Genomic DNA, 11,329 nt, shown 5'->3' on the forward strand with positions numbered 1-11,329 from the left:
CTGGCGTTGACTTTTGGCACGCTGTTGAGTTCTCAAGGAACGGTCGCTTCCTTTGTACTCACCCTCTCGGGCTTTCCTCCGGGCTTCCCTTCGGTGTTTCCAACCTTACCAGATCCGTTTTCCGTTCCGTTCCCGGTCGGAATTCATTTCCAGTAGCCGTTGGAAGGCCTTTGCCTATTTGGTTGCCTTCCGGCTCCCTTTCGGCGTGTTCCGACTTTATCAGAAGTTCTTGGCCGGTCTGACGGCCACTCGATTTCTGAGTAAATCGGGGATGGCTTCGATGTTCGGAGAGAACCCTCCGTTACGAAGCAGATCGATTTTAACGATCAGCCCTGAACCTGTCCAGTTCTAGGCAACTGTTTAAATCTACCTCCCCGCCGGACCCATGTCAACAGGTCTTCCGGGGCGAAGAGGAGACTAGCAGCTCGCGGGAGGTCTCCGCACATCAGGCGGCCGTTGGGACGAACGCGCTGCGCTCGCTCTCCTCGAGGTCTCCCGTCTCGCCGGCACGTGCGGCACGACCGCCGAGGACGAAAACGTAGGCGAGGAAGGCCAGCTCAGCGACGACTCCGATGCCGATGCGGGACCAGGTCGGCAGGCCGGACGGGGTGACGAAGCCTTCAATGGCGCCGGAGACGAACAGAACCAGGGCCAGCCCGATCGCCATGCCGACGGCGGCCCGGCCCTCTTCGGCCAGAGCGGTTCGGCGGCTGCGCGGGCCCGGGTCGACAAGGGTCCAGCCGAGGCGGAGCCCGGTACCTGCCGCGACGAAGACCGCAGTGAGTTCGAGCAGCCCGTGGGGAAGGACCAGGCCCAGGAAGGCGTCCAGACGGCCGACCGAGGACATCAGGCCGAAGCCGACGCCCAGGTTGAGCATGTTCTCGAACAGGATGTAGAGGACCGGAAGGCCCAGAAAGACGCCCAGGACCAGGCACATCGCGGCGGCCCTGGCGTTGTTCGTCCACACCTGGGCAGCGAACGAAGCCGCGGGATGGCTGGAGTAGTAGGTCTCGTACTCACCGCCGGGGCGGGTCAGCTCACGGAGCTGGCTGGGGGCGGCGATGGTCGACTGCACGTCCGGGTGGGTGCCGATCCACCAGCCCAGGAGGACCGCGAGGGCGGTGGATATGAGCGCGGTGGGGACCCACCAGTGACGGGATCGGTAGACGGCGGCCGGAAATCCCTGCCCCAGGAAGCGGGCGACATCGCGCCAGGAGGCGCGGCGCGTTCCTGTCACGGCACTACGCGCACGCGCCACGAGTTGGCTGAGACGACCGACGAGCTGTGGGTCGGGTGCGCTGGACTGGATCAGGGAGAGGTGCGTGGCGGTGCGCTGGTAGAGGGCGACGAGTTCGTCGGCTTCGGCTCCGTTGAGGCGCCGCTGGCGGCGCAGGAGCACGTCAAGACGGTCCCACTCGGCTCGATGTGCGGAGACGAAGACGTCCAGGTCCATCGGGTCTGCCTGCTCCTCGGCTGGTCGTCGACGGTCTGTCGTAGCTGTCAGCTTGTCGTACTGCGGCGCGATGCGCTCTCAGCTTGGCAGACTTGCGCTGTACAGGGCAGACCAGGGAAGGCGGCGGGCGTGAGTGAGCTGGTGACGGGTGAGGCGGTGGCGCTCGAACTGCGTCCCGCGAGGCTGCCCAGCAGGGCGTTGGCCGTGCTGCTCGACCTGGTCGTGGCCATGACGGTGTACATCGGTGTGTCCATAGGCCTGGTGGCGGCCACGGCCTCGCTGGACGAGGCCGCACAGCTCGCACTGTCGGTCGCCGCCTTCCTGTTGTTGCTGGTGGGCGCGCCGATCGCGGTGGAGACGCTGAGTCATGGGCGCTCGCTCGGGAAGATGGCGTGCGGACTGCGCGTGGTGCGCGATGACGGCGGGCCCATCCGGTTCCGGCACGCGCTGGTGCGGGGTGCGCTCGGCGTGGTCGAGATTCTGGTGACGTTCGGGGTCGTCGCCTGTATCGCCTCGCTGGTCTCCGCGCGTGGACGGCGGCTGGGGGATGTGTTCGCGGGGACTCTGGTCGTACGTGAGCGGGTGCCCGTCGGGCAGACCAGTTTCGTTCCGCCGCCTCCGCCCTGGCTGGCGGGACGCTTCGCCGAGCTGGATCTGTCGGCCGTTCCGGACGCGTTGTGGCTTGCCGTTCGGCAGTACCTGACGCGGATGCAGCAGCTCGATCCGCAGGTCTCCTGGGCGATGGCCGAGCAGCTCGCGGCCGACCTCGCGGCCCGGACGGGGACTCCGGCGCCGCAGGGCATTCCGGCGGCGGCGTATCTGGCAGCGGTGGTGCAGGAGAGGCAGGCGCGCGAGGCTCGGCGGGCCTTCCCCGGTCATGCCCCTTCGGAGCCCGGTGCGCCGTTCGCCTACGCCCCGCCGACGCCGGGTGTTCCCTACGGGTACGGCCCCTCGGTGCCGGTGCCGAGTGCGCCCCAGGGTTACGCCCCTCCAGTTCCTCAGGCGCCCGCGCCTCCGTCATCTCCGTACCGGCCCGGGTCACCGGCACCGGCACCGGCACCGGCACCGGGTGTGACGTATCCCCCGCCGGTGGAGCAGTCCCCGGCTGGCGCACCCGCCACCGCTACTCCGCCAGCTGCCGAGCGGCCCTCCACCGGGTTCGTACCGCCGGCCTAGGCCCGAACCCGGCGCCCGGGTCAGTCGTCGAAGACGGACGGCGGCGACCGCAGGTCCTCCAGCTCGATTCCTGGTGCCGCCAGGACCACGTCGCCGGCGAGGTGCACGGTGTGCTGCTCCCCTGTGTCCAGGGCTGTGACCTGGTATTCGTCCACGGTCAGAGGGCCGTTGTCAGTGGCGTGTGCTTCGCTTTTCACCAAGGCCCAGGACTGGTCCACGGTGCGCGGGGCGAGGACCGGGTCCGTGAAGGCCACCAGGCGTACGCGGGTCGCGGCGGCGGAAGGGGTGAGGCGCAGGAGACGGGCGGTGGCGACCAGAAACGCGGGGGACGTGCCGGTGAAGGCGTGGGCGCGCACATGGCCTTCGGTGGCATGAGCGCCGGTGGGGTCCGTGCGGACCCAGGTGACGCCGTCGAGGGCGGCGCCGCGCACCCGCCAGCCCCCGGTGTGGAGTTCGAGGCGGATGGGGCGGCCCAGGTCATCGAGGGCGAGATCGACCGAGCCGCTGTGGCCACCGGAGGGAGCGGTCACTTGGGAGACATAACGCCAGCCGGAGGGGCCGGGGGCGCACTGGAAGTGTTCTTCGCCGACGGGGGTGTGATCGTGCGGATCGTGGAGCGAATAACGGCCGCGGGGCATAGGGGTCCTGGGTCTTAGCGGTTGCCGGTCCGGTGCCCGGTCCTGCGGTACGGCCGCGCGGGGGGCCGGTGGGCCAAAGGGGCAGGCCCCCGACACGGGGGTGCGGGGGCCTGCCTCGGTGGACCGGAGCGGCTGCCTCCGGGAGAGCGGGCCAGCGCGCTGGCGTGCTCTCCCGGAGAGCGGGCCTCGAACTCAGCTGAAGCACCGCAGCAGCGGTACCTCAGTAGCGGTAGTGGTCCGACTTGTACGGGCCCTCGACCTCCACGCCGATGTACGCGGCCTGCTCGGGGCGCAGCGTCGTGAGCTTCACGCCGAGCGCGTCCAGGTGCAGGCGGGCGACCTTCTCGTCGAGGTGCTTGGGCAGCGTGTATACGCCGACCGGGTACTCGTCGGGCTTGGTGAACAGCTCGATCTGGGCCAGGGTCTGGTCCGCGAAGGAGTTGGACATCACGAACGACGGGTGACCGGTGGCGTTGCCCAGGTTCAGCAGGCGGCCCTCGGAGAGGACGATGATCACCTTGCCGTCGGGGAACTTCCAGGTGTGGACCTGCGGCTTGACCTCGTCCTTGACGATGCCGGGGATCCTGGCGAGGCCGGCCATGTCGATCTCGTTGTCGAAGTGGCCGATGTTGCCGACGATGGCCTGGTGCTTCATCTTGGCCATGTCCGAGGCCATGATGATGTCCTTGTTGCCGGTCGTGGTGATGAAGATGTCGGCCTTGTCGACGACCTCGTCGAGGGTCGTGACCTGGTAGCCGTCCATCGCGGCCTGGAGGGCGCAGATCGGGTCGATCTCGGTGACGATGACGCGGGCGCCCTGTCCGCGCAGGGACTCCGCGCAGCCCTTGCCCACGTCGCCGTAGCCGCAGACGACCGCGGTCTTGCCGCCGATGAGGACGTCGGTGGCGCGGTTGATGCCGTCGATCAGGGAGTGGCGGCAGCCGTACTTGTTGTCGAACTTCGACTTGGTGACGGCGTCGTTGACGTTGATCGCCGGGAACAGGAGGACACCGTCCCGCTGCATCTCGTACAGGCGGTGGACGCCGGTCGTGGTCTCCTCGGTCACGCCGCGGATCTCGGACGCCAGCTGGGTCCACTTCTGCGAGCCGTCCGTGATGGTGCGGTGCAGGAGTTCGAGGATGACGCGGTGCTCGTCGGACTCGGCGGTCTCCAGGCCGGGGACCTTGCCGTCCTTCTCGTACTCGACGCCCTTGTGGACGAGGAGGGTGGCGTCACCGCCGTCGTCGAGGATCATGTTGGGGCCGCCGGTGGGGCTGTCCGGCCAGGTCAGCGCCTGCTCCGTGCACCACCAGTACTCCTGGAGGGTCTCGCCCTTCCAGGCGAAGACCGGGACGCCCTGCGGGTTGTCGGGCGTGCCGTTCGGGCCGACGGCGATGGCGGCGGCCGCGTGGTCCTGGGTGGAGAAGATGTTGCAGGACGCCCAACGGACCTGGGCGCCCAGGGCGACCAGGGTCTCGATCAGGACGGCGGTCTGCACGGTCATGTGCAGGGAGCCGGTGACGCGGGCGCCGGCCAGCGGCTGCGCGTCGGCGTACTCCTTGCGGATCGCCATCAGGCCGGGCATCTCGTGCTCGGCGAGGGTGATCTCCTTGCGGCCGAAGTCGGCCAGGGAGAGGTCGGCGACCTTGAAGTCCTGTCGGTTGTCGACAGTCGTCATTGCGAGCTGCTCCTCGGTATCGGGTCGAGGGTGGTTACGGCTGGTCTGCGCGGCGGCGGACACAGGGGTGCCCGAGAAGAGGACACAGGCATGCCCACGTACGCGCAGCGCAGTCCGTCGGAGGCCCTCTCTCCCTCGGCCGGTCCGTGTGGACCGCCCGACCGCCATCAGCAGCGACGTCTGGCTCCGTCCCAAGCTACACCGGTAGCCGGGCCGTCCCCAGTCCACCTCCGAAGAGTTCACGCCGTTCGAGGGGAACGGTGCGGTCGGCGGAGTGGGATGTGAAGGGGTGGCGAGGATCTTCGTGAGGGGGTGAACAGGAGCCAGCAGAAGGGGATCAACCAGGACTTTCGCACCTTTGAGCCAGGGTGCGGATGTTGCAGGATGCAGGGCGATCGGGAGTTCCGATCGAGCGCGCGGAGCGTCCGGGACGGCGCTCCGTGTGACGAAGGCGTTAGGAGATCGACGTGACCGGTCCGGCCGGCCCTCCCCCACGGGCAGTCACGGTGAGAGCCGAAGAAGTTGAAGCTGCTGGCGGTGACCGCATGCCCGACGGGTATCGCGCACACCTACGTGGCCGCCGAAAAGCTCGCGCAGGCCGCCCAGAGGCACGGTTTCGAGATGAAGGTGGAGACACAGAGTTCCATCGGGGCCGAGAATCATTGTCTGATAACGATGTCAGAATCGCGGACGGTGTGATCGTCGCCGCCGACAAGGACGTGGACCTGAGTCGCTTCGTGGGCAAGCGGGTGCTCAAAGTCGGGGTGGCCGAGGGGATCCGGCATCCGGAGCACCGGAGCAGTTGATTGAGCGGGTTCGGTGGCGCCCGTGCATCAGCCCGGAGGCGTGGTAGCGGACTCGGCAGCGGGCGGTGGCAAGGAGCGGAGCGGCGCGCGCTGAGCCAGAGCGGGGACCGGACCGGGGCCGGGGCTGACAACGGGCTGGCCCGAGCGGACTCGGCCACCGCGGGCGTCCGACGGCGACGGGCGCGTCTGACGGCCACGGGCGCCTGACGGCGACGGGCCCTGCTCTCCTTCGTGTTCGTAGGAGAGCGGGCCCGTGGCTGTCGGTCGGGGAGGGCTCAGTGGCCGGCGGGGTGTGGGGTCGGGCCGCCCGGGGTGGCCTCCGGGTCGGGGCCCTTGGCGGCCTCGGCCTCGCTGTAGATGTCGGGTTCGAGGTAGATCACGCGGGCGATGGGGACCGCGGCGCGGATGCGGGCCTCGGCGGCGTTGATGGCCTTGGCGACCTCGGCGGCGGTGTCGTCGTGCTGGACGGCGATCTTGGCGGCGACGAGCAGTTCCTCGGGGCCGAGGTGGAGGGTGCGCATGTGGATGATGCCGGTGACGGTGTCGCCGTCGACGATCGCGGCCTCGATCTTCTTGACCTCTTCGACGCCCGCGGCCTCGCCGAGGAGCAGCGACTTGGTCTCGGCGGCGAGGACGAGGGCGATCAGGACGAGCAGGACACCGATACAGACCGTGCCGATGCCGTCCCAGACTCCGTCGCCGGTGAGCAGGGCGAGGCCGACGCCGCCGAGGGCGAGGACCAGGCCGATGAGGGCGCCGAAGTCCTCCAGGAGGACGACCGGCAGCTCGGGGGCCTTGGCGCGGCGGATGAACTGCGACCAGGACAGCTTGCCCCGCAGCTCGTTGGACTCCTTGATGGCCGTGCGGAAGGAGAAGCCCTCGGCGATGATCGCGAAGAACAGGACGCCCACCGGCCAGTACCAGTGTTCGACCTTGTGCGGGTGGCTGATCTTCTCGTAGCCCTCGTAGATGGCGAACATGCCGCCGACCGAGAAGAGGACGATCGAGACGAGGAAGGCGTAGATGTACCGTTCGCGGCCGTAGCCGAAGGGGTGTTGCGGGGTCGCCTCGCGTTGGGCCTTCTTGCCGCCGATGAGCAGCAGGAACTGGTTGCCGGAGTCGGCGACCGAGTGGACGCCCTCGGCGAGCATCGACGAGGAGCCGCTGAACGCGAAGGCCACGAACTTCGATGCCGCGATCGCGAGGTTGGCGCCGAGTGCCGCCACGATCGCCCTGTTGCCGCCTGACGCGCTCATGTGTCCGCGTTGTCCCTTCTCGCCGTCGTCCGTCTACGCCGTCCAGGCGTGCAGTCGTCTTTGCCCGTGCTTTGCCGGATGGGTCATTCTTGCAGCCCGCCCGGGAGCGACTCCTCAGGTATCCACAACCCCGGTACGACAATCGGACTCATCCGGAAACGCGGATCTTTCAGACGATCACCGTCGCACGGAAGACCGTGCCCGCGCCCGAGACCTCCGCCTTTTCGCCTGCTGGGACGAACACCGACTGGCCGGGGGTGAGGTCGTACTCCCCCGCCCGTACCGCGCCGGCCGTGCAGAGCAGGATCTGCGGGGTCGGGACGGTCAGGTCGTGAGCGGTGATGCCCTCGGGCAGGACGTACCGGGAGAGCCGGAACTCGTCGATCGGCGTCTCGTAGACCTCCTCGCCGTCCGGGGCGGCCTCGGGACGCAGTACGCCCGCGTCGCCCGCCTCGAAGCGGACGACGCGCAGGAGTTCGGGGACGTCGACGTGCTTGGGGGTCAGGCCGCAGCGCAGGACGTTGTCGGAGTTGGCCATGATCTCGACGCCGAGGCCGTTGAGGTAGGCGTGCGGGATGCCGGCGCCGAGGAAGAGTGCCTCGCCGGGCTGCAGACGGACGTGGTTGAGGAGCATCGCGGCGATCACGCCGGGGTCGCCCGGGTAGTGGTGGGCGAGGTCTGCATAGGGCGCGTGGTCACCGCCGAGGCGGGTGCAGGCGGCGGTCTCGGCGACCGTCTGGGCCATCTCCTCGCGGTCGGCGGTGAGGATCGCGGTGAGGACCTCGCGCAGCGCCGCCTCCTCGGGGCGGGCGCGCAGCAGATCGACATACGGCTTGAGGGAGTCGACACCGAGGGCTTCGAGGAGTTCGGCGGCCTGCTCCGGGGCGCGGAAGCCGCACAGGCCGTCGAACTCGGTGAGGGCGCAGATCAGTTCGGGCTTGTGGTTGGCGTCCTTGTAGTTGCGGTGCGGGGCATCAACGGGGATGCCGCGTCGCTCCTCGTCCTCGTAACCCTCCCTGGCCTGCTCCAGGTTGGGGTGCACCTGGAGGGAGAGCGGGGCGCCGGCGGCGAGGATCTTGAGCAGGAAGGGCAGACGCGGGCCGAACCTGGCCACGGCCGCCTCGCCCAGCTCGGCCTTCGGGTTCGCGTCGATGACCTCGACGAGCGTGCCGCGCGCGGTACGCGACGGGGCGCCCGGGTGCGCGCCCATCCACATCTCCGCCTGCGGCTTGCCGCTCGGCTCGACTCCGAGCAGCTGCGGGATGGCGGTCGGGGAACCCCAGGCGTAGGGGCGGATGGTGTTGTCGAGGCGGTCCATGTACTTCTCTCTGCGCTCTGCCGGTTCTGTCTGCGTACGACGCGGGTCACGGCCTCGTACAGCGGTGTACGGCGGCCGTGTTCACCTTGTGTTCGACCACCGGTCCACCTGTTGTACGACCTTCAGGTCGTCCTTCGTACGACGGCCCCGGTGTCGGTGTCCACCTCAGGCCCTCAAAGCGAGCGCCAGGTAAACGGCGGCGAAATCCGTGACGGCGATCAGTTCCGCGAGGGTCTCCAGCTCGTCGCCCGCCTCGGGTTCCAGCTCGCTGATCGGAGTGCCGTGGCCCAGGGCGAGCTCGCGGGCGGCGGCCGCGGCAGTGAGGCCACTGAGGGGGCGGTCGCGCAGCAGCACCACGTGCGCGTGCAGCGCGGGAGCCTCCTCCACGCGATCGCGGAAGAAGTCGTCGGGGTCGGCGCTGGCAGCGAGCGGGCCGGCGAGCAGGGCGTGGTGGGCCGCCAGGGCCTCGGGGAGTTCCGCGACCAGGGCGGGACGGCCGGCCAGTTCGGCGAGGGCGGCGACGAAGCGGCGGCCCGCGGGACCGGCCGAGACGCCCTCCGTCCAGACCACCGGGAGCGCGTCGGCGAGTTCCGAGGCGAGGTTCTTGGCGGGGTTGCTGTAGGTCACGATGGCCGGGCCGCAGCGCTCGGCGACGCGGTCCAGGCGGTCGGCGACCTTGTCCAGGTCGTCCGGCGGGGCGGTGACCAGGCCGATGCGGTCGAGAAGCACCAGCAGCGGGGTGAGCAGCGCCCACAGGACGCCCGGGGAGGAGCCGGCGAGTGGCTCGCCGTGGTCGTAGGGTGCCGTCGCCATCGGTACGAACAGGCCGTGGGCGCCGGCCACCGCCTCGGCGAGCGGGGTCTGGGCGGGGGCCACGGCGGCGACCGAGCAGCCGCGCCGGTAGGCCTGGTCGGCGAGGAGGGAGAGGCTGGGTTCGGTGCCGTCCGGGGTGGCGATCAGCAGCAGGTCGACGGAGCCGGCCCAGCCGGGCAGCTCCCAGCGCAGGGCGCCCGCGGCCGGGGCGACGCCGGAGGGCGCCAGCCGGATGACGGGACTGCCGGGGCCGGCCAGCGAGCCGAGGAGGTCCGCGGCGTGGGTGGCGGCGACGCCGGGGCCCGCGATCAGGACGGCACGCGGGCGGCCGTCCGGCTTCAGCTCCTTGACGCCTGCCTCGATGGCGAGCCGGGCCGCGGTACGGACGCGGGCGCCGGCCTCGGCCGCTCCGCGCAGCAGACCTCGGCGGTCGGCCTCGGCAAGGCCCTCCGGGGTGTCGAGCAGCGATTCGTCGAGCATGGGAGCGGCCTCCGGTTGCCGGGGTCCTGGTGCCTTGCGGTTGTGGTTGCGGTTGCGGCTGTGCTGTTTACGCGGGGCGGCGGGCCTCGTCGACGAGGAGGACGGGGATGCCGTCGCGGACGGGGTACGCCAGGCCGCAGTCCTGACCGGTGCAGATCAGCTCGGCGTCCTGCTCCTTGAGAGGGGCGTGGCAGGCCGGGCAGGCGAGGATCTCCAGGAGGCCGGCTTCGAGCGGCATGGGGTTTCCCTTCGGGGATTCGGGGAGTGGGATGGTCGCGTTCGGTCAGATTACCGCCGCCGGGGCGGGCGGGGCCGACCTCAGCCCCTGATGATCGCCAGTACCTCGTCCCGTACCTTCGTCATCGTCGCCTGGTCCCTCGCCTCCGCGTTCAGGCGCAGCAGCGGTTCCGTGTTGGACGGGCGGACGTTGAACCACCAGTCGGCGGCGGAGACGGTGAGCCCGTCAAGGTCGTCCACGGTGATGTCGTCGCGGTCCCCGTAGGTCGCGCGGATCTTCCCGAGGCTCGCCTTCTGGTCGGCGACCGTGGAGTTGATCTCGCCGGAGGCGGTGTAGCGGTCGTACTGGGCAACCAGAGAGGACAGCGGGCCGCGCTGGCCGCCGAGGGCCGCGAGGACGTGCAGGGCGGCCAGCATGCCCGTGTCCGCGTTCCAGAAGTCCTTGAAGTAGTAGTGGGCCGAGTGCTCGCCGCCGAAGATCGCGCCGGACTTCGCCATCTCGCCCTTGATGAACGAGTGGCCGACGCGGGTGCGGACCGGGGTGCCGCCGTTCTCCCGCACCACCTCGGGGACGGTCCAGGAAGTGATCAGATTGTGGATGATCGTGCCCTTGCCGCCGTTGCGGGCCAGTTCGCGCGCGGCCACGAGGGCGGTGATCGCCGACGGGGAGACCGGCTCGCCGCGCTCGTCCACGACGAAGCAGCGGTCGGCGTCGCCGTCGAAGGCCAGCCCGAGGTCGGCCGACTCGTCGCGGACGCGCTGCTGGAGGTCCACGATGTTGGCGGGGTCGAGCGGGTTGGCCTCGTGGTTCGGGAAGGTGCCGTCCAACTCGAAGTACATCGGGACGAGGGTCAGGGGCAGGCCGTCGAAGACGGTCGGAACCGTGTGGCCGCCCATGCCGTTGCCCGCGTCGACCACGACCTTCAGGGGGCGGATGGAGGTCAGGTCCACGAGCGAGAGCAGATGGGCCGCGTAGTCCGCCAACGTGTCGCGGGAGGTGATCGTTCCCGGAGTCTCGGCCGGTTCGGGCGCGCCCGTCTCCAGCCAGCGCTCCGCCAGTGCCCGGATCTCCGCGAGGCCTGTGTCCTGACCCACCGGCGCGGCTCCCGCGCGGCACATCTTGATGCCGTTGTACTGCGCCGGGTTGTGCGAGGCCGTGAACATCGCGCCGGGCAGGCCGAGTGCGCCCGAGGCGTAGTACAGCTGGTCGGTCGAGCACAGGCCGATCTCGGTGACGTCGACGCCACGGGCCGCCGCACCGCGCGCGAAGGCGCGGGACAGACCGGGCGAGGAGGGCCGCATGTCATGGCCGACGACGATCGCGGCGGCGTCGGTCACCTGTACGAACGCGGTGCCGAACAGTTCGGCGAGAGCCTCGTCCCACTGGTCCGGAACCACCCCGCGCACGTCGTACGCCTTGACGATCTGAGACAGATCAGCAGCCACGGGCCAACCCTCCTGAAGTCCTATCGGT

The 11,329-nt window shown here is 69.9% G+C and carries 9 protein-coding genes and 1 pseudogene; 2 read left to right on the forward strand and 8 right to left on the reverse strand.

Annotated features, from left to right (window positions below):
• Positions 1-445: 445 nt before the first annotated feature.
• On the reverse strand, positions 446-1,453 hold the full coding sequence (locus ACZ7OO_RS17390; RefSeq protein WP_471505570.1) for a stage II sporulation protein M: 1,008 nt from the start codon (positions 1,451-1,453) through the stop codon (positions 446-448).
• A 129-nt stretch (positions 1,454-1,582) separates the two neighbouring features.
• Here ACZ7OO_RS17390 and ACZ7OO_RS17395 point away from each other — a divergent pair, with 129 nt between their 5' ends.
• Positions 1,583-2,629: an RDD family protein gene (locus ACZ7OO_RS17395; protein ID WP_471505571.1), complete on the forward strand. Its 1,047-nt coding sequence runs from the start codon at positions 1,583-1,585 to the stop codon at positions 2,627-2,629.
• 20 nt (positions 2,630-2,649) lie between these two features.
• Here the strand turns inward: ACZ7OO_RS17395 and ACZ7OO_RS17400 are convergent, their stop codons facing one another.
• Together ACZ7OO_RS17400 and ahcY are read right to left on the reverse strand one after the other, a co-directional pair.
• Positions 2,650-3,267 (reverse strand): hypothetical protein, encoded by a 618-nt coding sequence (locus ACZ7OO_RS17400; RefSeq protein ID WP_471505572.1) that lies wholly within the window; start codon positions 3,265-3,267, stop codon positions 2,650-2,652.
• A gap of 220 nt (positions 3,268-3,487) precedes the next feature.
• Entirely contained in the window at positions 3,488-4,945 is a 1,458-nt protein-coding gene (gene ahcY / locus ACZ7OO_RS17405) for an adenosylhomocysteinase (protein ID WP_471505573.1), read from the reverse strand.
• A gap of 467 nt (positions 4,946-5,412) precedes the next feature.
• On the opposite strand from ahcY, the pseudogene ACZ7OO_RS17410 reads away from it, so the two are divergent.
• A pseudogene (locus ACZ7OO_RS17410) lies at positions 5,413-5,833 on the forward strand (PTS fructose transporter subunit IIB); the annotation flags it as partial.
• A gap of 193 nt (positions 5,834-6,026) precedes the next feature.
• Here ACZ7OO_RS17410 and ACZ7OO_RS17415 read toward each other — a convergent pair.
• The 5 genes from ACZ7OO_RS17415 to ACZ7OO_RS17435 all read right to left on the reverse strand — a co-directional run bounded on the left by ACZ7OO_RS17415 (position 6,027) and on the right by ACZ7OO_RS17435 (position 11,301).
• A complete protein-coding gene (locus ACZ7OO_RS17415; RefSeq protein ID WP_471505574.1) occupies positions 6,027-7,007 on the reverse strand; it encodes a cation diffusion facilitator family transporter in 981 nt (326 codons plus the stop codon).
• Between the two features lie 169 nt (positions 7,008-7,176).
• Positions 7,177-8,325 (reverse strand): mannose-6-phosphate isomerase, class I, encoded by a 1,149-nt coding sequence (manA, locus tag ACZ7OO_RS17420; protein WP_471505575.1) that lies wholly within the window; start codon positions 8,323-8,325, stop codon positions 7,177-7,179.
• Between the two features lie 165 nt (positions 8,326-8,490).
• The gene (locus tag ACZ7OO_RS17425; protein WP_471505576.1) at positions 8,491-9,618 is read right to left on the reverse strand and encodes an SIS domain-containing protein; all 1,128 of its coding nucleotides are present in this window, start codon (positions 9,616-9,618) and stop codon (positions 8,491-8,493) included.
• 67 nt (positions 9,619-9,685) lie between these two features.
• Entirely contained in the window at positions 9,686-9,856 is a 171-nt protein-coding gene (locus ACZ7OO_RS17430) for a Trm112 family protein (protein ID WP_020940431.1), read from the reverse strand.
• Between the two features lie 80 nt (positions 9,857-9,936).
• Positions 9,937-11,301, reverse strand: a complete 1,365-nt coding sequence (locus ACZ7OO_RS17435; protein WP_471505959.1) for a phosphomannomutase/phosphoglucomutase — start codon at positions 11,299-11,301, stop codon at positions 9,937-9,939.
• Between the last annotated feature and the right edge of the window lie 28 nt (positions 11,302-11,329).

Source organism: Streptomyces sp. NPDC111744, assembly GCF_055634995.1.